Consider the following 26,485-nt stretch of genomic DNA (forward strand, 5'->3'; position numbering starts at 1 on the left):
AGTTGCAACGCGGACTAGCGCGCTGCAGCTTTCAGCCGAAGAGGCCGCGCCCAAACCGGGAGAGCGGCCTTTTTGCTTTTATCTCCAGGAGCTAGAGCGCGGCGGGCACGGCATAGCAAACCAACACGGCTTTGGCCGCGCCTTTTCACTTTCAACTTGAAACTTTCAACTATGGTTTATCGAGGACGTTTCGCTCCAACTCCCTCCGGGCCGTTGCACTTCGGCTCGCTGGTGGCGGCCCTGGCCAGCTGGCTGGACGCCCGCTCGCGGGGCGGAGTCTGGCTGGTTCGCATTGATGATCTGGATCCGCCCCGGGAAGCACCCGGTGCCGCCGATTGCATCCTCGCGCAATTGGATGCGTTCGGGCTGCACTGGGACGAAACCGTGCGCTACCAGAGCCAGCGCAGCGAGGCCTACCAGACAGCGGTGACACAGTTACTCGATACTGGTCACGCCTTCCACTGCCGCATGACCCGCAAGGAACTGGCCACCCTGGATCACTGCCATCCAGGCATCACCGCCGCCGTGGCCGCCAGCACCGACACCGCCATTCGCCTCCATGTACCTGATCGTCAGCTTTGTTACCCGGACGGCATTCAAGGGAAAATCTGCAATAACCTCCACCGTGACGTGGGCGCCTTCGTGATCCGCCGCCGCGACGGCTTGTTTGGTTACCAGCTGGCCTGTGCGCTGGACGATGCCGATGACAACATCACCCATGTGTTGCGTGGTGCCGACCTACTCGATTCCACCCTGCGTCAGCGCTGGCTATTGGAATGCCTGACACGCCCAGCGCCCCACTATGCTCACCTTCCGGTCATCATGGATGGTCGAGCCACCAAACTATCGAAATCCACAGGTAGCGATGCGCTCGACCCCAATCGGGCAAGCCACCTTCTTGTTGCCGCGTTCACCGGCATGGGACTAACCGTGCCTGACACCCTGTCAGGCGCCCCAGTTGAAGAGCTGCTGAGATGGGGCGTCGCTCATTACAGCGAACACCGCTGGCCATCCGGTCGGACCCAATCGCTACCGGCAGTCCTTGTGTAGAACCGAGAGGGTGTTTACACCCTGCGGACACGTTTATGACCGAAGCGCCAGGCTCCCATTCCAGCCCGAGCTTTTACAGTGAATCGGGGCTGACGTATGCTCTTCGACCAGAGGGCCTTAACCACCTATGTATACCGACCGCCTGCTTATTATTTTTATTCTCGGCACCTACTTGCTGTCCCCGGCCATTATTGACTGGTGGAGCGAAGGTGGCCGCGCCTGGTATCGCCCCTACCTGATCTGGTTGGGCCTGATCGCGCTGAGCTACTGGATTGCCAAGAGCAAGGATGTCGATGGTTTATAGTGTCAGCGACCTCATCCTGATTGCCTGTGGCTACCTGTTTTTTCTTTTCATGGTGGCCTGGATCACTGAGCGCGGATGGTTACCGGCGAGACTGGTGCGACACCCGGCAGTATATGTGTTCTCACTCGGGGTCTATGCCAGTGCCTGGGCGGTATACGGCTCGGTCGGGTATGCCTACCAGTACGGCTATAACTTCCTGTCCTATTTTCTCGGCATCTCCGGCGTGTTCCTGCTGGCGCCGATTCTGCTTGCCCCGATACTGCGACTCACTACCACCTACCAGCTAAGTTCCTTGGCCGATCTGTTTGCGTTTCGTTATCGCAGCCGTCTGGCCGGAGCCATGACCACCATCATCATGCTCATCGGGGTGCTACCGCTGCTGGCACTGCAATTGAAAGCGGTGGCGGAATCCATCCAGATTCTCAGCGGCACCTCCGACCCCCGCGACCTGGCCGCTGGCTTCTGCCTGATGATGGTGATCTTCGCCATCCTGTTCGGCGCCCGCCACGCCACCGCCCGGGAAAAACACGAAGGGCTGGTGGTGGCCATCGCCATGGAGTCACTGATCAAGCTGGTGGCCTTCGGCGCTGTGGCCCTGCTGGGCCTGTACGGCGTATTCGACGGCCCGGAAAGCCTGGGAAATTGGCTGGACGAGCACCCCGAAATGCTCTCGCGGCTCTACTATCCGCTGCAGGATGGCACCTGGCATTCCATGATCATGGCGTTCTTCGTGTCCGCCGTGGTACTGCCACACATGTTCTACATGGCATTCACCGAAAATCTGAACCCCCGCGCCTTGATCACCGCCAGCTGGGCACTGCCCCTGATGTTCCTGGTCATGGCGCTTTGCGTGCCGGTGATTCTGTGGGCCGCCGCCGCCAGCAATGCCCCCACCTCCCCGGATTACTATGCCCTGGGCATTGGCATGGTCACCGGTGGGCACGGCGCCATTCTCGGCTATATCGCTGGCCTGGCCGGCGCCAGCGGCATGCTGATTGTGGCCACCCTGGCCCTGTCCGGCATGTGCCTGAATCACCTGGTGCTACCCGCCAGCCCACTGCATCAAGGCCGGAACCTGTACCGCAATCTGCTCTGGACCCGGCGCATTCTGATCGCCGCGATCCTCGCGCTGGCCTACCTGTTCTACCGCTTCACTGGCACCGAACACACCTTGGTCGAGCTGGGCGTGCTTTCATTCGTGGCCACCCTGCAATTTGTGCCCGGGTTGATCGGCGCCCTGTTCTGGCCCTCCGGCAACCGCAACGGCCTGTTCGCCGGTCTCGTCGTGGGTTTCCTGTTGTGGCTACTATTGCTGCTACTGCCCATCACCTACCCACAATGGCAATTCCAAAGTTTGATGGAACTGCTGGGCATGCGTTTCCAGACCGGCGCCAGCCAATGGCACCACGTGGCCATCGCCTCAGTCACGGCCAACACCTTGATCTACGCCATCGTCTCCATCGTCACGCCCATGTCCCGGGCCGAGCAGAACGCGGCGGAGGCCTGCGCGGTGGACAGCTTGCGCCGCCCTTACCGCTGGGAACTGGAAGCCAAAAGCGTCGACGATTTCATTGATGCACTGACCCAGCCGCTGGGGCCCATCACCGCCACCCGGGAAGTGGAAATGGCGCTGCGTGATTTACGCTTGCCGCGCACCGAAACCCGGCCTTACGCCCTGCGACGGCTGCGCGACCAACTGGAAACCAACCTGTCCGGCCTGCTCGGGCCGTCGGTCTCTCACCAGTTAATGGACGATCACCTGCCTTACCTGCCGGAGGAAGAACAAACCTCCAGCGAAGATATCCAGTTCATCGAGTCACGGCTGGAGCAATACCGTGACCGACTCTCCGGGCTGGCCGCCGAACTGGATGGCCTGCGACGCTTCCACCGCCAAACCCTGCTGGAACTGCCCATGGGCGTGATTTCCCTGGGGGCTGACAGGGAGATCATTGGCTGGAATCGGGCCATGGAAAAGCTCACTGGCATCAGCGCCGCCGACACCATCGGTTCCCGGCTGGCAGATCTGGATCCCCCCTGGGGGGAGTTCCTGACCCAGTTCAGTCACGACGACAACCCGCATCAGCCGCAACAGTCGCTGGAAGTGGAGCGGCAGACCCGCTGGCTGAGCCTGCATAAATCCGAAGTGCTGGGCACCGGCACATCGGAACAGGCTGGCGGCCAGGTAGTAGTCATCGAAGACATTACCGAGCTGCGTCACATGGAAGCTCACTTGGCGCACAATGAGCGCCTTGCCTCCATCGGCCGGCTGGCCGCCGGGGTGGCCCACGAAATTGGCAACCCGGTGACCGCCATCGCCTGCCTGGCGCAAAATCTGGACAGCGAAACCGATGCCGAGGAGCAACTGGAATCCAGCCAGCAAATCCTCGAACAAACTCGCCGCATCACCCGTATCGTGGAATCACTGGTCACCTTCAGCCATTCCGGCGGCATCAAGCATAGCCAGCATGTACCAGTGAATATTCGCGACACCGTAGACGAGGCCATTTCCCTGCTGTTGCTCGACCCGGACCACCGCCAGCAACCTTTCACCAACCAGTGCGAACCCGAACACTGGGTGCAAGGCGACCCCCAGCGCCTGCTGCAGGTCTTCATCAACCTGTTGGGCAATGCCGCCGACGCCAGTACCGATAAACAGCCGGTCACGGTTCGCTGCGAATCCGCCGACGAGGTGCTGAATGTGATTGTTGAGGATCAGGGCCACGGCATTCCGGATGAACTGCGTGACGCCCTGTTCGAACCCTTTGTCACCAGTAAACCGCCGGGACGAGGAACAGGCCTTGGGTTAGCGCTGGTTTACAGTATTATCGAAGAACACTTGGGCGCGATTCGGGCAGAAAGCCCGATCACCGACCAGGGCGGCACCCGGTTTATTATTCGGCTTCCCATGCACGCCCCCACCTCCGGTGTGTAAGGCGCCACTGAAAGACAGGACAGGATCAAGTCATTCATGAGTCACATTCTGATTGTTGAAGATGAGCCGGTTATTCGCGGCGCCCTGCGCAAGTTGCTGGTGCGCCACGAGCACTCGGTTGAAGAAGCGGAGTCCGTAGAACAGGCCCGCGAGTACAGCCTCAATCAGTTCGACCTGATCATCAGCGACCTGCGCCTGCCCGGCGACCCCGGCACCAGCCTCATCGCAACCGCCGGCAATACGCCGGTGCTGATCATGACCAGCTATGCCAGCCTGCGCTCCGCGGTGGACGCCATGCGCCTGGGCGCCGTGGACTATATCCCCAAACCCTTCGACCACGACGAAATGTTGCTCGCCGTGGATCGGGTATTAAAAGAAGGCCGCCTGAATCGGGGCAACCGGGCCCTGCGCCGAGACCTTGAACGCAGCTTCCCGGTTCGCAACATGATCGGTAACAGCGAGGCCATGGAAGATCTGAAACACCGTATCAGCCGGGTGGGGCCGACCAACACCCCGGTGCTGATCATGGGCGAAGCCGGCACCGGCAAGGAACTCACCGCCCGTGCCTTGCATGAGCACAGCGAGCGTACTCACGGCCCGCTGGTCTCAGTGCAATGCGCAGCGCTACCCAAAGCCTTGCAGCTCACCGAACTGTTTGGCGATGAAGACCAGCCCGGCCGCATTGAAGAAGCCGATGGTGGCACCCTGTTTCTGGATGAAGTCGGTGAGTTGGCCAGCGAAGTACAAAGCCGCTTGCTGACCCTGCTTACCCATCACGAAATCCACCGCCAGGGCTCCCTCTCCCCGCGCCGGGTGGACGTGCGCATTCTCGCCAGCAGCCAGCTGGACTTACCCGGCCGGGTCGCCGACGGCAGTTTCCGCCAGGACCTCTATTATCGGCTAAACGTCATGGAGCTGACCCTGCCGCCACTCAACGACCGGCAGGCAGACCTGGAGCCGCTGGCTAATGCCCTGCTGGCCCGGGGCTGCGAAAAACTCAACCGGCCAGACCTGCACTTCACACCGGAAGCCCTGCAGGCCATGCACAGCTATAGCTGGCCCGGCAACGTGCGCGAGCTGGATAACGTGATTGAACGGGCGATTATTCTCACCGAAGAAGACGGCATCGGCCCCGCCCAGCTGGGCCTGAACCCCAACCGCACGCCCCAGCGCGTCAGCCGGGCAAGCCTGGACCCCAGCGAAGATCTATCACTGGAAGATTATTTCACCCGCTTCGTGATGGAAAACCAGGACAGCATGACCGAGACCGAGCTGGCCCAGAAACTGGGAATCAGCCGCAAAAGCCTGTGGGAGCGGCGCCAGCGGCTGGGCATCCCCCGTAAAAAGGCCAGTGCACGCCGTTGAATAAGTACGACACTCCGTTTGCCATTGACCCGGAAATCCAATCCGCGCGTCATTAGGGCCAAACGGAAAAACGTTAATTCGGGACACCAGAATCAGGAACAGGACCCGAAATAACCCAAAAGGGAGCCAAGTGTTACCGCTCTACACAGGAAAGTAACACAAGCGTTACCCGGATCAGGCCAATTCTAAGGGTATTTTTGCAAATCCATCGCAACATGCTGATTTAATAGGAAATTCAGGCATGTTGCATTGGCAGGGGTGGACGGGCACTATGAATCCCACGCCAGCAAACAACAAAAACAGCGGCGTTAAAGGCTCAAACAATAACAACAAGAAAGAAGAACAATAATTTCACGAGCCAATGCAGTGCTGCTGCAACTGATGATTGCAGCGACAAGGCAGAAAACAACACAAACAATAATAACAACAGAATCAGCGCAAAATGTGGGAGTCACAACTTCGGTTGTGGCTCCTTTTTGCTTTAAGGGATGCAACACGCTTTACGCTTCACGCGACATCCCAAAAAAACACACCAGTGAACCTCTGTATATTCCACGCTCCGGTAAAGTGCTACCATCGCCGCTTTATCGTTCAAAGGCTCCCTATTGCGCATGCCCTTCAAGTTTCTGGAACACATTGTCCACTGGTTGCGATCCTTCTGCCAAGATCTGACCGGCTGGATCTCCAAGAGTTCCCCGAAAGAAGAGGAACCGCCCGAACCGCGCATCATTCCCCGCGACCAGCATCCCATTTCCCGCAAACAGATGTCCCGCGCCGCGCTGGATGTCCTGTATGGCCTGCATAAAGGCGGATTCGAGGCCTATCTGGTGGGCGGCTGCCTGCGCGACATCCTCTGCGGCCGGGAGCCCAAGGATTTTGACGTTAGCACCAACGCGACGCCGGAACAGGTCAACCGCCTGTTCAAGCGCAGCCGCATTATTGGCCGCCGCTTCCAGATCGTGCACGTGCGCTTTGGCCGCGAAGTCATCGAAGTCTCTACTTTCCGGGCCAAGGCCAGCGACGACAACCAGGACCAGAATAAACATCACGCCCACGAAGAAACCGGGCTGGTACTACGCGACAACACCTGGGGCAGCATCGAAGAAGATGCCCTGCGCCGGGACTTCACCATTAATGCGCTGTACTACAATATCGCCGACTTCTCCGTGCACGACTTTGCCGGCAGCATGGACGACATCGACGACGAAGTAATCCGCCTGATTGGCAAGCCAGAAAAGCGCTTCCGCGAAGACCCTGTCCGCATGCTGCGTGCGGCCCGCTTTGCCGCCAAGCTGGGCTTTCACATTGAAGAAAGCACCGCCCATCGCATTCCGGACATGGCTGAACTGCTTCTGCAAGTTCCCGCCGCCCGGCTGTTTGATGAAGTGCTTAAGCTGTTCCTGAGCGGCCACGCCCGCGCCTCCTATGAACAGTTGCAGGAACTGGGGCTGTTCCGCTTTTTGTTCCCGGAAACGCAGCAGGCACTGGAAGGCGATCAGGGCGAAACCTGGGAAGCCATGCTGCTTGCCGCCATGGACAACACCGATCGCCGCTTGTTAATGGACAAGCCCGTCACGCCGGCCTTTATCTATGCGGTCCTGCTGTGGCCGGTGATCCAACAACGCTTCGCTGGCTACCTGTCCAGCGGCCTACCGCCGGCCCAGGCACTGCACAAGTCCGCCACCCGGGCCCTCAATCAGCAAATCAAACACACCGCCATTCCCCGCCGTTTCTCTACCGTGATGCGCGAGATGTGGGAATTGCAGTTGCGCCTGGACAAACGGGCCGGGCGCCGCGCCGACGCCATGATGGAACACCCCCGCTTCCGTGCTGCCTACGACTTCCTGCTGCTGCGTGAGCAGTGTGGAGAAATTAAAGCCGGGCTGGGTGACTGGTGGACACGCTATCAGGAAGAAGAGGAAAGCGGTCGCCGGGACATGATTAGCGACCTGGGCAACCAGGGCGGTGGCGGCAACAAACGCCGCCGCCGTCGGCGCCGCCCAAAGCCATCCGCTGACAGTTAATGCAGGCGTTTATTGGCCTGGGCAGCAATCTGGATCAGCCGGCACAACGGCTGACCAGTGCATTGCTGGCCATGGCCCGGCTACCGGGCCTAACCCTGGTTCACCATTCCCGCCTTTACACCAGCGCGCCCATCGGCCCCCAGGACCAGCCCGATTACGTCAACGCTGTCGCCGAGCTGCACGGCACACTGACACCCCACGCCCTGCTACACACACTGCAAGCACTGGAACTGGCCGCCGGCCGGCAACGGCTGCGCCACTGGGGTGAACGCACCCTGGACCTGGATATACTGCTGATCGACAATCAACACATCGACACCTCCGATCTCCAGGTACCCCACCCCCAGATGCGCTGCCGCGCCTTTGTTCTGCACCCGCTGCTGGAAATCGCGCCGCACAGCCACTTGCCCGACGGCACCGCACTGGGTAGTTTTCTCAGTCAGGTAGCCGAACAAACGCTTTCACCGCTGGCAGAACTGGATCGCGATGCACTCATTGAACGAAAAGACCCTCACTGAACGGATTGAACAGCGCCGTACCGCCGGCACCCTGCCCCGTTTCATCGCCGTGGAAGGCCCGATCGGCGCCGGCAAAACCAGCCTTGCCAAGCGCCTGGCCATGACCTTTGGGTATGACCTGCTGCTGGAACAGGCCGACGACAACCCGTTCCTGACCCGTTTCTATCAGGACCCAGCGCGCTACGCCCTGCAAACCGAGCTGTTCTTCCTGTTTCAGCGCGCCGATCAGCTGCGTCAAGTTCAGCAACAGGACCTGTTTGCCGGCCCACGAATCGCGGACTTCCTGATCGACAAGAACCGGCTGTTTGCCCAGGTCACCCTGGACGAAGACGAATTCGAGCTGTACCGCAACGTGGACGACCACCTGACCGTGGACGCTCCCCGACCGGATCTGGTGATTTACCTGCAAGCACCGCCGCAGGTACTGCGCCAGCGTATCGGCCACCGTGGCAACGATTTCGAACAAGGCATCGCCAGCGATTATCTGGATAAACTCAGCAACGCTTACACCGAATTCTTCCATTTCTACGACCGCGCCCCGCTACTCATCGTCAACGCAGCGGAAATTGACCTGGTCAACCACGACCGCGACTACCAGCAACTGATCAGCGAGTTGCTGGACATCCGCTCCGGGCGCCACTATTTTAACCCCCGGCCACTAGTGCGCTGAGTTAAAAGTTTAAAGTTGAAAGTTCAAGAGCGCGGACAAACGCATCGCCACACGAGTGACGCGCTGCCCGCGAAACTGTTGGCATGACCGCGGGCACAGCCTGTCCGCAGAGACAGACTGGACCGCGTTTCAACTTTACACTTTCAACTTTCAACTGAATTTCCCCGGGAGGTTTCCCATGTCCGTAACCATTCGCACCCTGCAAAAACGCAAACAGGACGGTGGCAAGTTTTCTGTGCTCACCGCCTACGACGCCTGTTTTTCGCGCCTCATTTCCGAGGCCGGCGTGGAAGCCATTCTGGTCGGCGACTCCCTGGGCAATGTTATTCAGGGCCAGACCAGCACCGTCCCGGTAACCCTGCAACAGATGGTTTACCACACCGAATGCGTGGCCCGAGGCAATCAGGGCAGCCTGATCATTGCCGATGTCCCCTTCATGGGCGCCGCCACCCTGGAGCGCACCTTGGAAGCGGCCACCGCGCTGATGCAGGCCGGCGCCAACATGGTCAAACTGGAAGGGAGCGCCTGGCTGGCCGACGCCATCGAGATCCTTAACCGTAATGGCATCCCAGTTTGCGCCCACTTGGGCCTGACCCCCCAGGCGGTGAACTCACTGGGAGGCTACCGGGTGCAAGGCAAGGACGATGACGGCGCCGCCGAACTGCTCGACGCCGCCAAAATACTGGATCAGGCCGGCGCTGCCCTGTTTGTACTGGAGTGTGTGCCGCGTGCGCTCAGCGCGCAGATCACCCGGGACATCGCCGCCCCCGTGATCGGCATCGGCGCCGCCCCGGAATGTGACGGCCAAGTGCTGGTGATGCACGACATGCTCGGCATCAGCCCCGGCAAGCCGGCCCGTTTCGTCCGCGACTTCATGGCCGACACTGGTGATATGCGCGCCGCCTTCAAGGCCTATGACGCCGCCGTCAAAGACGGCAGCTTCCCGGCCGACGAACACTGTTTTTAAAGACCGCAGCACGCGACACGCTTCACGCCCCAACACGGCGTAGCGGACTTTTAGTTCTGCAAGGTCGAGGCCGCGCCCATAGCTCAACGCGGCCCCGGCACTTTATAACGCAACAAGCCAAGCGACGCGCTGCAAGCCTGTTGCGTGTGGCGTGTGGCGTCTCTTGCGAGGATTTCCGATGCAAACCGTTCATTCCGTCGCCCAGGTGCGTGAATATGTCCGCGGCTGGCACAACAAAGGCCAGACCGTGGGCTTTGTCCCCACCATGGGCAATCTGCACGACGGCCATATCAGCCTGATTCGTGAGGCGCGCGCGCGCTGCGACGTGGTGGTGGTTTCCATTTTTGTGAACCCCACCCAATTCGGCCCCAACGAAGATTTCGATCGTTACCCGCGTACTCTGGACGCGGATGCCGCCGCCCTGGTGGAGGCAGACACCGACCTGTTGTTTGCGCCCTCCGTCGAAGAAATGTACCCGCTGGGTCAGAACCAAACCTGGGTCGACGTGGACCTGCTGGGCGACCACCTGTGCGGCGCCAGCCGAGAAGGGCACTTTCGCGGCGTCACCACGGTGGTTTCCAAGCTGCTGAATATCGTGCAGCCGGACGTGGCCGTGTTCGGCGAGAAGGACTACCAGCAACTGGCGATTCTACGGCGCATGTGTGAAGAATTGCTGTTCCCGGTAAAAATTGTCGGCGCCGCCACCAACCGCGAAACGGATGGCCTGGCTCGCAGCTCACGTAACGGCTTTCTGAGCGACAGTGAGCGCACACTTGCCCCCACGCTCTATGCTCACCTGCAACAACTGAAAGCGGATATCGACGCCGGCGAACACGACTACCGGGCGCTGGAAACCCGCATCAGCCAATCGCTCAATGCCGCCGGGTTTAACGTGGACTATTTGACCATCGTCAACGCCAAAACCCTTGCCCCTGCCGGCCCGCAAGACACTGACCTGGTTGCCGCCGTGGCCGCGAAATTAGGGTCAACCCGATTGATCGACAATATATCTCTGGCCGTTGTGCGTGACCGGTGATTCATGCATACTTCCGGCCCCTTGAAGTGCCTGCATGCCCACCATACGGCGTTTACAGCAGGTTTCGGGTCGCTTGAGAGGTAACCAACATGCAGTGCACCATGCTGAAAGCAAAACTCCATCAGGCTCGTGTCACCCACGCGGAGCTCGAGTACGAAGGCTCCTGCGCCATTGATGGCGATTTGATGGACATGGCGGGTATCCTGGAATACGAACAGATCCAGATCTATAACATCGATAACGGTGAGCGTTTCGAAACCTACGCAATCCGTGGCGAAGCGGGCTCCAAGATCATCTCTGTCAACGGTGCGGCTGCTCACAAAGCCCAGCCCGGTGACCGCGTGATCATTTGTGCCTACGCTAGCTACTCCAGCGCGGAGCTGATCAACTTCAAGCCCAGCCTGATTTACATGGCCGAAGGCAATGAAGTAAAAGGCACCAGCGATGCGATTCCGGTTCAGGTCGCCTGACCCCGAATTTGCTCTGAATTGTTTGATAAAACGCCGGCCCTGCCGGCGTTTTTTTTGCCTGCCGCTTTTACCGCTCTCCCTATACTCTCCCTTTATACGTCACCTCTTTTGTCCGCTTGGGCATTGGTCATCAAGCAACGCTTTGTTTACTCTTGGAACACAACGTTTACACCCGCTCGCGCCCCTATAAGACCATGGTGGAATACCCCCCGGCAGGCGCAGCCATAATAATGATGGAAACTGGCAGGCAGTATCCCAAGGAGGCCCAAATGTCCCAAGTACACATTCATCCTGTTCCCGCCGAGTATAAAAAACAGACCCTGATGGACCGCGACACCTACGACCGTTGGTACGCCCAGTCCATCAATGACCCAGACACCTTTTGGGCCGAGCGTGCGGAACAGTTTCTTGACTGGAAGACCCCCTGGGACACCGTCAGCGAATGGGACTTTAGTGAAGGCCGGGCAGCCTGGTTCAAGGGTGCCACCCTGAACGCCTGCTATAACTGCGTCGACCGCCACCTGCCCGAGCGAGCCAATCAAACCGCGATTATCTGGGAAGGCGACGAGCCCGATCAGGACAAGCACATCAGCTACCAACAGCTGTTCGAGGAAGTGAGTAAATTCGGTAACGTGCTCAAGGACCGGGGCGTGAAAAAAGGCGACCGCGTCGTCATCTACATGCCCATGATTCCCGAAGCGGCCTACGCCATGCTGGCCTGCGCCCGTATCGGCGCCATTCATTCCGTGGTGTTTGGCGGCTTCTCACCGGAAGCTCTAAAAGATCGCATTCTCAATGCCGAGGCCTGCGCAGTCATCACCGCCGACGAAGGGGTGCGTGGCGGCAAGGCAATTCCGCTGAAAGAGAATGCAGACAAGGCGCTGGACGGGGTCGACTGCGTCCACACCTGCCTAACGGTGAAGCGCACCGGCGGTAACGTCGACTGGCAGCCCCCCCGTGATGTCTGGTACCACGAAGCCATGGCTGATGCCTCCAGCGATTGCGAACCGGAATGGGTTGAAGCCGAGGACCCGCTGTTCACCCTGTACACCTCCGGCTCCACCGGTAAACCCAAAGGTGTCGTCCATACCACCGCCGGCTATCTGCTTAACAGCGCCCTGACCCACAAATACGTGTTCGATTATCAGGATGGCGACATCTATTGGTGCACCGCCGATGTGGGCTGGATCACCGGGCATAGCTACATCGTCTACGGCCCTCTGGCCAACGGCGCCACCACCCTGATGTTTGAAGGCGTACCCACCTACCCGGATGCCTCACGCTGCTGGCAGGTAGTGGACAAGCACAAGGTCAACATCTTCTATACCGCCCCCACCGCCATTCGCGCCCTGATGGGCCTGGGCGATGCACCCGTGGAACAGACCTCTCGCGCCAGCCTGAAACTGCTGGGCACGGTGGGCGAACCGATTAACCCGGAAGCCTGGGAGTGGTACTACAAAGTGGTAGGCGATTCCCGCTGCCCGATTGTGGACACCTGGTGGCAAACGGAAACCGGCGCCATCATGATTGCGCCCCTGCCCGGCGCCGTGGACCTGAAAGCCGGTTCCGCGACTTTGCCCATGTTCGGCGTGCAGCCGGGGCTGATGGATCCCGACGGCAAGGAACTCGACGGCGCCGCCTCGGGCAACCTGGTCATCAAGGCCAGCTGGCCCAGCCAGATCCGCACGGTGTATGGCGATCACCAGCGACTGATCGACACCTACTTCAGTGCCTACAAGGACTGCTATTTCACCGGTGACGGCGCCCGCCGTGATGAAGACGGCTACTACTGGATTACCGGCCGGGTGGACGACGTGCTCAACGTGTCCGGGCATCGCCTGGGCACCGCCGAAATCGAATCGGCCCTGGTGCTTCACCCCAGCATCTCTGAAGCCGCTGTGGTCGGTTACCAGCATGACGTCAAAGGCCAAGGCATCTACGCCTATGTCTCGCTGATGGCCGGCAAGGAAGGCAGCGAGGAACTGGTCAAAGCCCTGCGGGATCTGGTCACTCAGGAGATCGGCCCCATTGCCAAGCCCGACCTGATTCACTTTGCTCCGGGCCTGCCGAAAACCCGCTCTGGCAAAATCATGCGCCGCATTTTACGCAAGATCGCCGCCGACGAACTGGATAGCCTGGGTGATACCTCCACCTTGGCCGACCCCGGCGTGGTGGATCAGCTTATTGAGACCCGCCAGAACAAATAAGCCAACAACAGCAACAAAAACGGCGCAGCGGGCTAATCGCCCCCTGAACCGTTTTCCCCTTAACTGCACATAAAAAAAGGGCCGGCAAATGCCGGCCCTTTTTTTAGAAGCATAACGGAAGAGATTAATCTTCCTTGGCTTCCTTCATGGACAGCTTGATACGACCGCGCTGATCCACATCGAGGACTTTCACCTTGATGATTTCGCCTTCGTTCACGTAATCAGTTACTTTCTCTACGCGCTCTTCAGCGATTTGGGAGATGTGCAGCAGGCCTTCGGTCCCGGGCATGATCGCCACGAACGCACCGAAATCAACGACACGAGTCACCTTGCCTTCGTAGATCACACCCACTTCAGCTTCAGCGGTGATCTCTTCCACACGACGTACAGCTTCATCCGCTTTCTCACGGGTTTCGCCGTAGATCTTCACGCTGCCATCGTCTTCGATATCGATAGTACAGCCGGTTTCGTCGGTGAGTGCACGGATCGTTGCGCCACCTTTACCGATCACATCACGGATCTTGTCCGGGTTGATCTTCAGGGTCAGCAGAGTCGGTGCATTGTCGGATACCTCAGAGCGAGACTCGGAGATCGCCTTGTTCATTTCACCCAGGATATGCAAACGACCTGCATTCGCCTGGTTCAGCGCCTTCTCCATGATCTCTTCGGTGATACCCTCAATCTTGATGTCCATCTGCAGAGCAGTCACACCACGAGCGGTACCAGCTACTTTGAAGTCCATGTCGCCGAGGTGATCTTCATCGCCGAGGATATCGGACAATACCGCGAAGCGGCCGTCTTCTTCCTTCACCAGGCCCATGGCAATACCTGCCACTGGCGCGGTCAGCGGTACACCCGCATCCATCAGCGCCATGGAGGTGCCACACACGGACGCCATAGAAGACGAACCGTTGGACTCAGTGATCTCGGATACCACACGTACCGTGTACGGGAAGTCCTGCACGCTCGGCACAACCGCTTCCACACCACGGCGAGCCAAACGGCCGTGGCCGATTTCACGACGTTTCGGAGAGCCGATAAAGCCGGTCTCGCCCACACAGTACGGAGGGAAGTTGTACTGCAGCATGAAGTGATCCTGACGGGACCCTTCCAGTGCGTCGATGAACTGAGCATCGCGCATGCCGCCCAGAGTAGCCGTCACGATGGCCTGGGTTTCACCACGGGTGAACAGGGCGGAACCGTGGGTCTTGGACAGCGTGCCAACCTGACACTCAATCGCACGAACCGCATCCAGGGCGCGACCATCGATACGCGGCTTGCCGGATACGACAGCTTCACGCACCACGTTCTTCTCGATCTTGCCGAACAGGTCTTTTACTTCACCGGCTTCCGGAGCGCCTTCTTCACCGGTGGCAAACTCAGCCACACAAGCATCACGCAGCTCGCCAACTTTGGCGTAACGGGCCATTTTCTCGGTGATGGTGTAAGCCTCACCCAGTGCCGCAGCAAACTTGTCTTTGATGGCGGCCTTCAGGGTTTCGTTCTGCTCAGCCGGTTTCCAGTCCCAGGTCTCGGTGCCCACTTCGGCAGCGAATTCCTTGATGCCCTGGATCAGCGGCTGCATTTCCATGTGACCAAACAATACCGCACCCAGCATCTGGTCTTCAGACAGCTCCTGCGCTTCGGATTCCACCATCAGTACGGCAGGCTCGGTACCGGCAACAACCAGATCCAGCGCGGATTCGGCCAGCTCGGAGTAGCTCGGGTTAAGAATGTACATGCCATCCTTGTAACCCACCCGGGCAGCACCAATAGGACCACTGAACGGGATACCGGAAATGGACAGCGCCGCAGAGGTACCGATCAGAGCGGCGATATCCGGGTCACGGTTCTTGTCGGAAGACATCACCGTGGCCACAACCTGCACTTCGTTCATGAAGCCCTTGGGGAACAGCGGACGAATCGGGCGATCGATTAAACGACAGGTCAGCGTTTCTTTTTCGCTGGGGCGGCCTTCGCGCTTCAGAAAACCACCGGGGATACGGCCGGTTGCGTAAGTCTTTTCCTGATAGTTAACGGTCAGGGGAAAGAAATTCTTGCTGGGATCAGCTTCTTTTCTGCCCACCACGGTGACCAACACTTCGGTGTCACCGATACGGACCATGACAGCAGCGGTTGCCTGGCGAGCAATCTGCCCGGTTTCCAGGGTTACCGTGTCACGGCCAAACTGAATTTGCTTGGTAATTTTATTGAACATATCTCGTCTCTTCTCTCTTCTTCACGACAATCTTCGAGGCCCATGCCTCTGACATACAATCTTCTTTCGCTCACGCATGATAACGAGAAACGCACCATGCATCACCCAGTATCACGCCCAGGGCACCGGCCCTTTCCCGTGCCCTAAAACAACAAAAGCCCGGCTATGCCGAGCTTCTGTTGCTGTACCTTTAATCCATGTCTTAGCGACGCAGACCCAGCTTTTCGATCAGCTGCAGGTAACGGGTGCGGTCTTTCTTGGCCAGGTAGTCCAGCAGCTTACGACGCTGGTTTACCATGCGGATCAGGCCACGACGGCTGTGGTGATCCTTCTTGTGGCCCTTGAAGTGATCCTGCAAGCCATTGATGTTGGCACTCAACAGAGCCACTTGAACTTCCGGTGAACCGGTATCGTTCTCTTTGCGGCCATGCTCTTTCAGGATCTCAGCTTTCTGTTCTACAGTTAACGCCATGGTGCTTCTCCAATATGCTCAGTTAGGGTCACGGCCAGCCATGCATATTTATAGCTGCCGTCATTGTTAACCGCGTCGCCTTAAGAGGCTGCGCCGGCAATCAGACGACGAGGGGCAATCCGCCCGTCTTCCAATACTTCACCGACACCCAGAAATTCACCGCTGGATGCCTGATATACGCTAACCCAGCCATCCAATGGACGGTCTGATGCCATCACTGGTTGGCCCTGCTGCAAGTAATAAGCCGCATTGTCACCCAGTTCAACGCGCGGCCAGTCTGCCACGCTGGTGGATAAAGGCAATAGCAGCTCGTCGATTGCCTCAAATCCACCGGTTTCCTTGATCTTGCCCAGCTGCTCCAGGGTCAACATGCGCTCCGCCGGATAAGGCCCGGCAGACAGACGATGCAGAGCCGTCACATGGCCACCGCAACCCAGTATCGCGCCGGTATCTTCCACCAGAGAACGGACATAAGTGCCCTTGGAACAATCCACCTCAAATTCCACTTCATCGCCATCAATGCGCAGAACCCGCAGGTCGTAAATGGTCACCGGGCGCGGCTTTCGCTCCACGGTGATGCCCTCACGGGCCAGCTTGTACAGCGGTACACCTTCGTGCTTGATGGCCGAGTACATGCTCGGAATTTGCTCGATATCACCCTTGAACGACAGCAATGCAGTTTCAATCTGAGCGGGTGAGGCGTTTACCACGGTGGTTTCCACCACATTACCGTCTGCGTCGCCGGTTTCCGTAGTCACACCCAACTTGGCGGTGACCCGGTAACTCTTGTCCGATTCCAGCAGAAACTGACTGAACTTGGTGGCTTCACCGAAACAGATCGGCAACATGCCGGTTGCCAGAGGGTCCAGGCTACCGGTATGGCCCGCTTTAGCAGCGGCAAACATTTTTTTGGCCATCTGCAGCGCGCCATTACTGCTCACGCCGGAGGATTTATCCAATAACAGGATGCCGTTGAGATCACGGCCTCTGGGACGACGCTTTGCCACCTGACAGCTCCGAGTTACTCGTTGTTTCCGGTTTCGTCATCTTCCGGACGCAACTCCCGGTCTTCGGCGCGGGCATCATCAATCAACTGCGACAGATGCGCGGCCCGCTCCGGGGTCATGTCGTAATGGAAACGCAATTTGGGGGTGGTGCGGGTATTGAGACTTTTGGCCAGACTGCTGCGCAGGAAGCCGCTGGCCTTGACCAGCACTTCTTCGGCTTCTGCGCCGGCTTCCTCGCCCTGCCCCAGCAAGGTGAAATACACCTCGGCATAGGACAGATCGCGGGAAACCGTGACATCCTGAATCGTCGCCAGATTGACCCGAGGGTCTTTCATTTCAAACTGCAGCAACCGGGACAATTCACGCTGAATCTGGTCAGCAATACGGTCTGTGCGGTTAAAGCCCTGAGGGCGGCGATGACGACTCATAACAGGATTCAGGCACACTCCTTTACAGGAAGCGTGCCACCTCCTTCACTTCGAAGACTTCAATCTTGTCGCCTTCTTTCACGTCATTGTAGCTCTTCACCGCGATGCCACACTCCATGCCGTTACGCACTTCCGGCACATCGTCCTTGAAGCGACGCAGGGATTCCAGCTCGCCTTCGAAGACCACCACATCGTCGCGCAGAACGCGGATCGGACGGTTCCGGTACAGCGTACCTTCCACCACCATACAACCGGCAACAGCACCGAACTTGGAAGAACGGAACACGTCGCGCACCTGAGCCACGCCAAGAATTTCTTCGCGTTTTTCCGGTGCCAGCAAACCACTCATGGCCTGCTTCACGTCGTCGATCAGTTCGTAGATCACGCTGTAGTAGCGCAGATCAATGCCTTCCTGCTCGCACATTTTCTTGGCTTTGGAATCGGCACGAACGTTAAAGCCCAGCAATACACCTTCACTGGTCATCGCCAGGTTAACGTCGGATTCGTTGATCGCGCCGACGCCGCTGGATACCAGATTCACTTTCACTTCATCAGTACCCAGATCATTCAGGGCACTGGTCAACGCTTCCAGTGAACCGCGCACATCAGTCTTCAATACGATGTTAACGGTCTTAACTTCTGCGCTGCCCATGTTCTCAAACAGGTTTTCCAGCTTGGACGCCTGTTGACGCTTAAGCTTGAGGTCACGGTCTCGTTCTTGACGGAACTCGGCGACTTCCCGCGCCTTACGCTCGTCTGTCACAACCTGAACCTGTTCACCGGCTTCCGGCGCGCCATTGAGACCCAGCACTTCCAACGGAATAGACGGGCCGGCTTTTTTGATCGGCTGGCCATTCTCATCAATCATCGCCCGCACACGGCCGAAGTGAGCACCGGCCAGCAGCATGTCACCGATCTGTAGCTCACCACCCTGAACCAGAATGGAGGCAACAGTCCCGCGACCTTTCTCAATGCGAGATTCAATGACGACACCGGTAGCCGAGCCTGACGCCTGAGCCTGCAGCTCGAGCAATTCAGATTGCAGCAAGATAGCGTCCAGCAGGTCATCAACACCTTGACCGGAATGGGCCGACACATTGATGAACTGGTATTCGCCGCCCCATTCTTCCGGGATCACGTCCTTGGTAGCCATCTCGTTACGCACACGATCCGGATCCGCCTGCTCTTTATCGATCTTGTTGACCGCAATAATGATCGGCGCACCGGAGGCCTTGGCATGGTTGATCGCTTCTTCGGTCTGCGGCATCAAGCCGTCATCGGCGGCCACCACAATCACCACGATATCCGTAGCCTTGGCACCACGCGCACGCATGGCAGTAAAGGCAGCGTGACCGGGAGTGTCGAGGAAGGTGATCATGCCTTTCTCGTGCTCGACGTGGTACGCACCAATATGCTGAGTAATACCACCGGCTTCACCGCTGGCCACCTTGGCCTTACGGATGTAATCAAGCAGAGACGTTTTACCATGGTCGACGTGACCCATAATGGTCACGACTGGCGCACGGTGCTCAGAATCCACGCTATCACGGGTAACCAGGTCAGCCGCCAGGTGATCTTCAAGCAACTCTTCCTGACCTTTGCTGGCAATAGGAGTGTGCCCCATTTCTTCTACCAGCAAGAAAGCGGTTTCCTGATCGACAGGCTGATTGACCGTGACCATTTCGCCCATTTTCATCAGGGACTTAATCAACGATTTGGCCTTAACGTTCATGCGCTGGGCCAGATCTGTCACGGTAATAGTTTCTGGAACTTCGACTTCGTAGATTTTCTTCTCCGTCGGCGTTTTAAAGCCATGCTGCTTGTTCATGGAGCTTTTCATCTTGCCGTGTACAACGCCCGCAACCTTGGGCTTGCGACGACGACGGCGAGACTGACGCTCTTCACGCTGATAGCTGGCTTCCTGGGCGGCATTAACAATGGACGAGCCTTTGTCCTTGTCGTCTTCCGCTGCAGGCTTCTTCTCTTCCTGCTCGCCACGCTGTTCCAGTTCAGCCGCAATACGAGCTGCTTCTTCAGCCGTGCGACGGGCAGCTTCTTCTTCCGCTTTCTTGCGAGTTTCCGCTTCCTGCTTGCGCTTGGCATCATCGGCTTCACGCTGCTTGCGTTCCGCCTCTTCGCGCTTGGCTTTTTCCGCTGGCGTCTCTTCTTTAGCCGGCTTCTTCGCTGCACTCGTTTTAGGCACGGAAACACGCTTGCTCTTTTCTTCCGCCGCTTTCTCGCCAGCCGCTTTGCGTTCCTTCTCAGCCTTGGCGCGGGCTTCGTCTTCCTTCAACCGTGCAGCTTCATCGTCCGCAGCACGTTTGGCGGCATCTTCTGCCGCTTGTTTCTCTTCTTCCGCGATGCGCGCTGCTTCTTCCGCCGCCAGGCGTTCTGCATCTTCGCGCTCTTCCGCTTCCAGCACGTCACGCTTCATGTAGGTGCGTTTCTTGCGCACCTCCACGTTCACGGTCTTGGACTTACCGGCAGCGCCGGTGGTCTTGATGGTGCTGGTGGATTTACGCTTCAGCGTAATTTTCTTTCCACTGCTTTCGTCTTGGGCACCATGAGACTTGCGCAGATGCGCCAGTAGCTGCTGCTTCTGTTCATCGGAGACCACTTCGCTGGCATCGCCATGGGGCAACCCTGCGTCTTTCATCTGCGTAAGCAGCTTTTCGACGGGCGTCCCTACGATGTCGGCCAGTTTCTTTACGGTCGTTTCTGCCATGTCAGCAACACTCTCCTGTCCGTCTCTGATGGTGCCTGCTTGATCAGCCTGAAAAGGGGCAGTTATGCCCCGGCTTCGTCTTCGCCTTCAAACCAGGGCGCACGCGCAGTCATGATCAACTCAGCTGCACGCTCTTCGCTCAGGCCTTCAATTTCCAGCAGGTCATCCACCGCCTGTTCGGCGAGGTCTTCCATCGTGACAATGCCACGGGAAGCCAATTCAACAGCCAGCTCACGGTCCATACCTTCCATGTTCAGAAGGTCTTCCGCAGGCTCGGCCTGGTCAAACTTCTCTTCAGACACCAGGGCCTTGGTCAACAGCGCGTCTTTAGCCCGCTGGCGCAACAGCTCCACGATATCTTCATCAAATCCGTCGATGGCCAGCATCTCTTCCTCAGGCACATAGGCCACTTCTTCGAGGGTAGAGAAACCTTCATCCACCAGCACGCCGGCCACATCTTCGTCCACGTCCAGCTCATTCATGAACGTCTGCAGGGCCTGCTCTGCTTCTTCTTCCTGTTTGGTCTCAGCGTCATCAATGGTCATGACGTTGAGTTCCCAGCCGGTCAGCTCGGACGCCAGACGAATGTTCTGCCCACTGCGGCCAATAGCCTGAGCCAGTGCAGATTCGTCTTCCACGGCGATATCCATGGAATGGCTTTCTTCATCCATCACGATGGAAGCCACTTCTGCCGGCTGCATGGCATTAATCACCAACTGCGCCGGGTTGTCGTCCCACAGGACGATATCAATACGCTCGCCGGCCAACTCATTGGACACCGCTTGAACACGCGCGCCGCGCATACCCACACAAGCACCCACCGGGTCGATACGCTGATCATTGCTCTTCACGGCGATCTTGGCGCGCGACCCAGGATCACGGGCAGCACCCTTGATCTCGATCAGCTCTTCACCGATCTCCGGCACTTCAATCTTGAACAACTCGATCAGCATGTCCGGGCAGGCACGACTGGCGAACAGCTGCGGACCGCGATTTTCTTCATTCACACCCAGCAAATAGGCACGGATGCGGTCGTTCTGGCGAACGGCTTCACGCGGAATCATGTGCTCGCGGGTAATCAGCGCCTCGGCGTTGCCACCGAGATCCAGAATAATGGAATCCCGGCTGGCTTTTTTCACCGTACCGCTAACCAGATCGCCGATACGATCGCGGTATTCTTCAACAATCTGACGGCGCTCGGCTTCACGTACTTTCTGTACGATGACCTGCTTGGCAGTCTGTGCAGCGATGCGACCAAAGGCTTCGGATTCGACTTCCTCTTCCCAGGTATCACCGATCTGCAGCGACGTATCCTGCTCGTGCGCTTCATCCAGTGTCAGCTGTTTGCCAAACTCGTAAAGCTCCTCGTCAGGCACCACGTGCCAAACACGAAAGCTCTTGGCATTGCCGGACACCCGGTCAATATCCACACGAATTTCTACGTCTTCTTGCTTAAAACGTTTCTTGGTGGCCGCCGCGAGCGCCAGTTCAATGGCCTCGAAAATTACGTCTCGGCTTACACCTTTCTCGTTTGAAACTGTTTCCGCTACCAGCAGGATCTCTTTGTTCATGGCCAGGCCTTTACAAAGACTAAAGTTCTTCAGGGCGTGCTCAGTCGAAGCGGGGCTGCAACCGGGCACGATCTACCTGACTGTAAGGAACACGCAAGGTTTCGCCATCCAGCTCCACCACCAGCGTATCGCCGTCCACGGCCACAATGGCCGCCGTCATTTTACGCTTGCCGCTTACCGGTGCCAGCAGCTTGAGCTGCACATCTTCACCGATGTAATCGACATACTGCGCAATTTCGAACATGGGCCGATCCATGCCCGGCGAGGACACCTCAAGATTGAACTCACCGGAAATCGGATCTTCCACATCCAGCACGCCGCTGACTTCGTGACTCACGGCCGCGCAATTATCTACCGAGATACCGTCTGCATGGTCAATAAACACACGCAAAACGGCCCCGCGCCCCTGGATGTATTCAACACCCCAAAGCACAAAGCCCAGATCTTCCACTACCGGAGCCAGCAGCTCCGTTAACTGTTCCGTGCGTTTCGACATAAAACTTTCCGACGGTACAAACAAAAAATGGGCCCGAGGATGTCACAGCACTTGCAGCATTCCCCGCAAAGACCGCGTATCCACCGCCCACTTCCACTAACCGGGTCGGTTTACGGATAACAAAAAGCCCCTGCTAGAGGGGCTTTTTGTTCGCTTCGAACCGAAGGTGTTTTTCCGGTTCTGCTAATTGGTAGCGGGGGCAGGATTTGAACCTACGACCTTCGGGTTATGAGCCCGACGAGCTACCAGACTGCTCCACCCCGCATCAAAATCGAGCGCAAATAGTACTCAGAGGCGCTTACTCTGTCAAGGCATTATCGAAAAAAGTATTTATTTTTCGAAGCCTTAGCATCAGGAAAAGCCACAGAACCTGATGCTAACCAGCGCAAAGGCTGGCCTTGGAAAACATCGATCAATATACACCGATCTTTTTCCTACGCCTCACTGACAACAATGGTCAGCAAAACGTTCCCTAATTGGTGCCGAAGGCCGGACTTGAACCGGCACGAGCGAAGCTCACTACCCCCTCAAGATAGCGTGTCTACCAATTCCACCACTTCGGCAAAGAACGCTTAACTTACTGCTCCGACTGAGGCACCTCAGCCGGGGCCGGGGATTCTACCTCAGCTTGAGGCACATCCGAAACTTCTTTTTGCCCTTCATTGGCTTCTGGCGCCACAGGCACTTCCGTCATGCCAGCCGGCACGTCGGACTGAGACTCATCGACAACAGGCACATCCTGATGCTCAACGGTTTCCAGCTCCGGCAGGAAGCTACGGGTGCTGTCCGCTTCTTGACGCGCCATCCAGGCCAACACCAAGCTGGTCACAAAGAAAACCGCCGCCAGTACAGCCGTGGCACGGGTCAGGAAGTTTGCCGAACCGGCACTCCCGAAAACCGTCTGCGAGCCACCGCCACCAAAGGAGGCACCGGCATCCGCGCCTTTGCCGTGCTGAATCAACACCAGACCAACCAGCCCGAGGGCCGCCAGCACGTGCACTACATGAACAACAATATCCATAACGTCTCTAATTATTCCGCCGCCTGACAGATCGCAATAAAGCTGTCGGCTGTTAACGATGCCCCACCGATCAGACCCCCATCGATGTCTGACTGGGCAAATAGAAGGGCGGCATTATCCGCCTTTACACTGCCGCCGTAAAGCAACCGCAACGATTGAGCGATATCCGGGTCGTTTTCTGCCAAGGAGTGGCGCAAACAGGCATGCACCGCCTGGGCCTGTTCCGGGCTTGCCGTCTTACCTGTACCAATGGCCCAGACCGGCTCATAAGCGACCACCGCCCGAGCAAACGCTGCAATACCCACCGCATCGACCACCGCCTGCAATTGCCCGCAGACCACCGCATCCGTGTTGCCCGCCTCGCGCTCTGCCAGGGTTTCCCCCACGCACAGTACCGGCACCAGGTCCGCGGCCTGCACCTGAGCGAACTTATCGGCAATTTGCGCATCGCTTTCCGCGTACAGCGCCCGGCGCTCAGAGTGGCCAATAATCACATAGCCACACCCGGCTTCCGCCAGCATGGAAGCTGACACCTCCCCGGTGAAGGCGCCATCCGCCTGGTCGCTGACATTCTGCGCACCCAGCCCAATAGCCTCGGGTAACTGCTCCCGGGCAGAGGCCAGATAGGGAAACGGCGGGCAAACGACCACGTCTGCCACACCCTGATAATCCGCCAGGGCTGCCGCCATGGACGCCACCAGAGATTGCCCGCCATGCATTTTCCAGTTACCGGCAACCAGAGGGGTTCTTTTCATTGTTGGATTCCTTGGAGTCTTTTCTTGCGCCAATCATCGCAACCGCGTTGCGGTCAGCTAATGGCTTTTTCAACCACATCGGCCAGCTCGCGACAGAGCGCCGCCACCTGATCGCCATCTTTACCTTCAATCATTACCCGCACCAACGGCTCGGTGCCAGAAGGACGTAAAAGCACGCGGCCATTACCAGCCAACCGCTCCTCGACACTGGCCATCGCCGCCTGCACCTCCGCCTTTTCCATAAATCCATTACGATTAGGGCCACGCACATTGATCATTTGTTGGGGCAGCATGGCCACATCGGCCACCGCCTCAGCCAGGCCCTGCTTGCGACGGGACAATGCCGCCAACACCTGCAGGGCGGACACGGTGCCATCGCCAGTTGAAGTGCAATCCAGGCACACCAGATGGCCGGAGGACTCACCGCCAATGCTCCAGCCACGCTTGTCCAGCTGCTCCATCACGTAGCGGTCGCCTACGTTGGCGCGCACAAACTCGATACCTTCAGCTTCCAGCGCCAACTCAAGACCAAAATTGGACATGAGCGTGCCGACCACACCGGCCATTTCCGCACCATTGTCCTTGCGGTCACGAGCAACCACAAACAGCAACTGATCACCGTCGACCAGTTTGCCGGTGTGATCCACCATCAGCAGCCGATCTGCGTCACCGTCCAACGCCACACCCAGATCAGCCTTCTCTTCCAGCACCTTGCGCTGCAAGGTTTCAGGGTGGGTAGAACCGCAATCACGGTTAATATTGAAACCGTCAGGCTGGTTGGCCAGGGGCACGACGGTAGCGCCCAACTCTTCAAACACGTCCGGGGCAATGTGATAAGCCGCACCGTTAGCCGTATCCACCACAATTTTCATGCCACTGAGGTCCAGCCCCGGCGCCGTGCTTTTGCAAAATTCGATGTAGCGACCACGCGCGTCATCAATACGGCGCACCTTGCCGATTTGGTCCGTGGACACCACTGAAATTTCCTCATCGAGCAAGCGTTCAATTTCCAGCTCGATCTCGTCGTTGAGCTTGCGCCCATCCGCACCAAAGAATTTGATGCCGTTATCCGTGTAGGGATTGTGGGACGCAGAAATCACGATGCCGGCTTGCGCCGACAAGGTGCGGGTCAAATAGGCAATCCCCGGGGTGGGCAACGGACCCAACAGGCGCACATCTACCCCGGCTGCGGAAATACCGGCCTCCAGGGCTGACTCGAACATATAGCCGGAAATGCGGGTGTCCTTGCCGATCAATATCTTGCTGCCGCCTCGCGCGGCCAGCACCTTACCTGCCGCCCAGCCCAGTTTGAGCACGAAATCTGGTGTAATGGGAAACTCACCTACCGTACCCCGCACCCCATCGGTGCCGAAATATTTGCGCGTCATGACAACTCCTTCTGCGATTCTCTCTGAGATTCCCTGACCGCATGGGCAAAACGCACCACATCCACGGTTTCTTTGACGTCGTGGGCACGCACGATCATCGCGCCGCGCTCCACACACATAACGGCGGCCGCCAGGCTGCCGGGCAATCGTTCACTGACATCACGATTCAATACTTTACCGAACAGGGACTTGCGCGACACACCGATTAAAATCGGCAGCGCCAGGGACTGCAAATCAGCCATTTCCTGCATAAGCAGCAAATTATGCTGCACGTTTTTCGCGAAACCAAACCCCGGATCCACCAGCAAACGCTCCCGGGCAATACCCGCCCGCTCGCAGGCAGCAATCTGCTCACGTAGAAACGCCACCACTTCGGCGGTCACATCATCGTAATGGGGGTTATCCTGCATACTGCCGGGCTCTCCCTGCATATGCATCAAACAGACCGGAAGCTGACTTGCCGCGGCTGCCTGCATGGCACCGGGGCGACGCAAGGAGCGCACGTCATTGATGATACCGGCGCCGGCAGCGGCGCTATCACGAATCACCGCCGCCGTACTGGTATCCACGGACACCAGCGCATCCAACTCGCGACCCAACGCCTCGACGATGGGTATAACCCGATCCAGCTCTTCCTGTTCGCACACAGGCGCTGCCCCCGGGCGCGTGGACTCACCGCCCACATCCAGGATCGCGGCACCGTCACGCAGCATTTGCTCCGCCTGACGCAGCGCCGCGTCACGCTCGGTGTAACGGCCACCGTCAGAAAAGGAATCGGGGGTCACATTCAGGACCCCCATAACGACAGGCGCGGACAGGTCTAGTGTCCGCGCCCCACAGCTAAGCGTTATTGGATGCATC

At 58.2% G+C, this 26,485-nt stretch carries 22 protein-coding genes and 2 tRNA genes; 11 read left to right on the forward strand and 13 right to left on the reverse strand.

Going from position 1 to position 26,485, the window contains the following annotated elements:
- Positions 1 to 171: 171 nt before the first annotated feature.
- The 11 genes from gluQRS to acs all read left to right on the forward strand — a co-directional run bounded on the left by gluQRS (position 172) and on the right by acs (position 13,543).
- Positions 172 to 1,050 (forward strand): tRNA glutamyl-Q(34) synthetase GluQRS, encoded by an 879-nt coding sequence (gluQRS, locus tag ABNH18_RS14030; RefSeq protein ID WP_349383433.1) that lies wholly within the window; start codon positions 172 to 174, stop codon positions 1,048 to 1,050.
- Between the two features lie 127 nt (positions 1,051 to 1,177).
- Complete coding sequence (locus tag ABNH18_RS14035; protein ID WP_007149317.1) at positions 1,178 to 1,354, forward strand: hypothetical protein; 177 nt, start codon at positions 1,178 to 1,180, stop codon at positions 1,352 to 1,354.
- Positions 1,344 to 4,286 (forward strand): sensor histidine kinase, encoded by a 2,943-nt coding sequence (locus ABNH18_RS14040; protein ID WP_349383654.1) that lies wholly within the window; start codon positions 1,344 to 1,346, stop codon positions 4,284 to 4,286. Before ABNH18_RS14035 ends, ABNH18_RS14040 begins: the two co-directional genes overlap by 11 nt.
- A 36-nt stretch (positions 4,287 to 4,322) precedes the next feature.
- Positions 4,323 to 5,651: a sigma-54-dependent transcriptional regulator gene (locus tag ABNH18_RS14045; RefSeq protein ID WP_349383434.1), complete on the forward strand. Its 1,329-nt coding sequence runs from the start codon at positions 4,323 to 4,325 to the stop codon at positions 5,649 to 5,651.
- A gap of 611 nt (positions 5,652 to 6,262) precedes the next feature.
- Complete coding sequence (gene pcnB, locus ABNH18_RS14050) at positions 6,263 to 7,675, forward strand: polynucleotide adenylyltransferase PcnB (protein ID WP_349383435.1); 1,413 nt, start codon at positions 6,263 to 6,265, stop codon at positions 7,673 to 7,675.
- Positions 7,675 to 8,193 carry a 2-amino-4-hydroxy-6-hydroxymethyldihydropteridine diphosphokinase gene (gene folK, locus ABNH18_RS14055; RefSeq protein WP_349383436.1) on the forward strand — a complete coding sequence of 173 codons (519 nt, stop codon included), beginning with the start codon at positions 7,675 to 7,677 and terminating at the stop codon, positions 8,191 to 8,193. Before pcnB ends, folK begins: the two co-directional genes overlap by 1 nt.
- Entirely contained in the window at positions 8,162 to 8,863 is a 702-nt protein-coding gene (locus ABNH18_RS14060) for a deoxynucleoside kinase (protein ID WP_349383437.1), read from the forward strand. Before folK ends, ABNH18_RS14060 begins: the two co-directional genes overlap by 32 nt.
- A gap of 178 nt (positions 8,864 to 9,041) precedes the next feature.
- On the forward strand, positions 9,042 to 9,830 hold the full coding sequence (gene panB / locus ABNH18_RS14065; protein ID WP_349383438.1) for a 3-methyl-2-oxobutanoate hydroxymethyltransferase: 789 nt from the start codon (positions 9,042 to 9,044) through the stop codon (positions 9,828 to 9,830).
- Positions 9,831 to 10,008: 178 nt separating this feature from the next.
- Positions 10,009 to 10,866, forward strand: a complete 858-nt coding sequence (gene panC, locus ABNH18_RS14070; RefSeq protein WP_349383439.1) for a pantoate--beta-alanine ligase — start codon at positions 10,009 to 10,011, stop codon at positions 10,864 to 10,866.
- Between the two features lie 89 nt (positions 10,867 to 10,955).
- On the forward strand, positions 10,956 to 11,336 hold the full coding sequence (panD, locus tag ABNH18_RS14075) for an aspartate 1-decarboxylase (protein WP_007151139.1): 381 nt from the start codon (positions 10,956 to 10,958) through the stop codon (positions 11,334 to 11,336).
- Between the two features lie 269 nt (positions 11,337 to 11,605).
- On the forward strand, positions 11,606 to 13,543 hold the full coding sequence (acs, locus tag ABNH18_RS14080) for an acetate--CoA ligase (protein ID WP_349383440.1): 1,938 nt from the start codon (positions 11,606 to 11,608) through the stop codon (positions 13,541 to 13,543).
- 124 nt (positions 13,544 to 13,667) lie between these two features.
- On the opposite strand, the gene pnp is transcribed toward acs, so the two are convergent.
- From pnp to folP, 13 genes are all read right to left on the reverse strand, one after another.
- Positions 13,668 to 15,761 carry a polyribonucleotide nucleotidyltransferase gene (pnp, locus tag ABNH18_RS14085; RefSeq protein ID WP_349383441.1) on the reverse strand — a complete coding sequence of 698 codons (2,094 nt, stop codon included), beginning with the start codon at positions 15,759 to 15,761 and terminating at the stop codon, positions 13,668 to 13,670.
- 202 nt (positions 15,762 to 15,963) lie between these two features.
- Entirely contained in the window at positions 15,964 to 16,233 is a 270-nt protein-coding gene (gene rpsO / locus ABNH18_RS14090; RefSeq protein ID WP_007148581.1) for a 30S ribosomal protein S15, read from the reverse strand.
- An 80-nt stretch (positions 16,234 to 16,313) separates the two neighbouring features.
- Positions 16,314 to 17,240 (reverse strand): tRNA pseudouridine(55) synthase TruB, encoded by a 927-nt coding sequence (gene truB, locus ABNH18_RS14095; protein ID WP_349383442.1) that lies wholly within the window; start codon positions 17,238 to 17,240, stop codon positions 16,314 to 16,316.
- A gap of 14 nt (positions 17,241 to 17,254) precedes the next feature.
- Positions 17,255 to 17,668, reverse strand: a complete 414-nt coding sequence (gene rbfA, locus ABNH18_RS14100; RefSeq protein WP_349383443.1) for a 30S ribosome-binding factor RbfA — start codon at positions 17,666 to 17,668, stop codon at positions 17,255 to 17,257.
- A 22-nt stretch (positions 17,669 to 17,690) separates the two neighbouring features.
- On the reverse strand, positions 17,691 to 20,393 hold the full coding sequence (gene infB / locus ABNH18_RS14105; protein ID WP_349383444.1) for a translation initiation factor IF-2: 2,703 nt from the start codon (positions 20,391 to 20,393) through the stop codon (positions 17,691 to 17,693).
- A gap of 62 nt (positions 20,394 to 20,455) precedes the next feature.
- Positions 20,456 to 21,964, reverse strand: coding sequence for a transcription termination factor NusA (gene nusA / locus ABNH18_RS14110; RefSeq protein ID WP_349383445.1), 1,509 nt, complete (start codon positions 21,962 to 21,964; stop codon positions 20,456 to 20,458).
- Positions 21,965 to 22,004: 40 nt separating this feature from the next.
- A complete protein-coding gene (gene rimP / locus ABNH18_RS14115; protein ID WP_349383446.1) occupies positions 22,005 to 22,460 on the reverse strand; it encodes a ribosome maturation factor RimP in 456 nt (151 codons plus the stop codon).
- A 188-nt stretch (positions 22,461 to 22,648) separates the two neighbouring features.
- Positions 22,649 to 22,725: transfer RNA gene (locus tag ABNH18_RS14120), tRNA-Met, on the reverse strand.
- Positions 22,726 to 22,937: 212 nt separating this feature from the next.
- Positions 22,938 to 23,023: transfer RNA gene (locus ABNH18_RS14125), tRNA-Leu, on the reverse strand.
- A gap of 14 nt (positions 23,024 to 23,037) precedes the next feature.
- Positions 23,038 to 23,481: a preprotein translocase subunit SecG gene (gene secG / locus ABNH18_RS14130; protein ID WP_349383447.1), complete on the reverse strand. Its 444-nt coding sequence runs from the start codon at positions 23,479 to 23,481 to the stop codon at positions 23,038 to 23,040.
- Between the two features lie 11 nt (positions 23,482 to 23,492).
- Entirely contained in the window at positions 23,493 to 24,236 is a 744-nt protein-coding gene (tpiA, locus tag ABNH18_RS14135) for a triose-phosphate isomerase (protein WP_349383448.1), read from the reverse strand.
- Positions 24,237 to 24,289: 53 nt separating this feature from the next.
- The gene (glmM, locus tag ABNH18_RS14140) at positions 24,290 to 25,624 is read right to left on the reverse strand and encodes a phosphoglucosamine mutase (RefSeq protein ID WP_349383449.1); all 1,335 of its coding nucleotides are present in this window, start codon (positions 25,622 to 25,624) and stop codon (positions 24,290 to 24,292) included.
- Positions 25,621 to 26,484, reverse strand: coding sequence for a dihydropteroate synthase (gene folP / locus ABNH18_RS14145; protein WP_349383655.1), 864 nt, complete (start codon positions 26,482 to 26,484; stop codon positions 25,621 to 25,623). The genes glmM and folP overlap by 4 nt, the downstream gene beginning before the upstream one ends.
- Position 26,485: the final 1 nt, after the last annotated feature.

Origin of the sequence: Alcanivorax sp., assembly GCF_040118815.1 — a bacterium.
GTDB lineage: Bacteria > Pseudomonadota > Gammaproteobacteria > Pseudomonadales > Alcanivoracaceae > Alcanivorax.

Bases quoted from the DNA above. Each gene is read 5' to 3' on its own strand.
- gluQRS (WP_349383433.1), top strand. From the start codon at position 172: ATGGTTTATCGAGGACGTTTCGCTCCAACTCCCTCCGGGCCGTTGCAC.
- ABNH18_RS14035 (WP_007149317.1), top strand. From the start codon at position 1,178: ATGTATACCGACCGCCTGCTTATTATTTTTATTCTCGGCACCTACTTG.
- ABNH18_RS14040 (WP_349383654.1), top strand. From the start codon at position 1,344: ATGGTTTATAGTGTCAGCGACCTCATCCTGATTGCCTGTGGCTACCTG.
- ABNH18_RS14045 (WP_349383434.1), top strand. From the start codon at position 4,323: ATGAGTCACATTCTGATTGTTGAAGATGAGCCGGTTATTCGCGGCGCC.
- pcnB (WP_349383435.1), top strand. From the start codon at position 6,263: ATGCCCTTCAAGTTTCTGGAACACATTGTCCACTGGTTGCGATCCTTC.
- folK (WP_349383436.1), top strand. From the start codon at position 7,675: ATGCAGGCGTTTATTGGCCTGGGCAGCAATCTGGATCAGCCGGCACAA.
- ABNH18_RS14060 (WP_349383437.1), top strand. From the start codon at position 8,162: ATGCACTCATTGAACGAAAAGACCCTCACTGAACGGATTGAACAGCGC.
- panB (WP_349383438.1), top strand. From the start codon at position 9,042: ATGTCCGTAACCATTCGCACCCTGCAAAAACGCAAACAGGACGGTGGC.
- panC (WP_349383439.1), top strand. From the start codon at position 10,009: ATGCAAACCGTTCATTCCGTCGCCCAGGTGCGTGAATATGTCCGCGGC.
- panD (WP_007151139.1), top strand. From the start codon at position 10,956: ATGCAGTGCACCATGCTGAAAGCAAAACTCCATCAGGCTCGTGTCACC.
- acs (WP_349383440.1), top strand. From the start codon at position 11,606: ATGTCCCAAGTACACATTCATCCTGTTCCCGCCGAGTATAAAAAACAG.
- pnp (WP_349383441.1), bottom strand. From the start codon at position 15,761: ATGTTCAATAAAATTACCAAGCAAATTCAGTTTGGCCGTGACACGGTA.
- rpsO (WP_007148581.1), bottom strand. From the start codon at position 16,233: ATGGCGTTAACTGTAGAACAGAAAGCTGAGATCCTGAAAGAGCATGGC.
- rbfA (WP_349383443.1), bottom strand. From the start codon at position 17,668: ATGAGTCGTCATCGCCGCCCTCAGGGCTTTAACCGCACAGACCGTATT.
- infB (WP_349383444.1), bottom strand. From the start codon at position 20,393: ATGGCAGAAACGACCGTAAAGAAACTGGCCGACATCGTAGGGACGCCC.
- nusA (WP_349383445.1), bottom strand. From the start codon at position 21,964: ATGAACAAAGAGATCCTGCTGGTAGCGGAAACAGTTTCAAACGAGAAA.
- rimP (WP_349383446.1), bottom strand. From the start codon at position 22,460: ATGTCGAAACGCACGGAACAGTTAACGGAGCTGCTGGCTCCGGTAGTG.
- secG (WP_349383447.1), bottom strand. From the start codon at position 23,481: ATGGATATTGTTGTTCATGTAGTGCACGTGCTGGCGGCCCTCGGGCTG.
- tpiA (WP_349383448.1), bottom strand. From the start codon at position 24,236: ATGAAAAGAACCCCTCTGGTTGCCGGTAACTGGAAAATGCATGGCGGG.
- glmM (WP_349383449.1), bottom strand. From the start codon at position 25,624: ATGACGCGCAAATATTTCGGCACCGATGGGGTGCGGGGTACGGTAGGT.
- folP (WP_349383655.1), bottom strand. From the start codon at position 26,484: ATGCATCCAATAACGCTTAGCTGTGGGGCGCGGACACTAGACCTGTCC.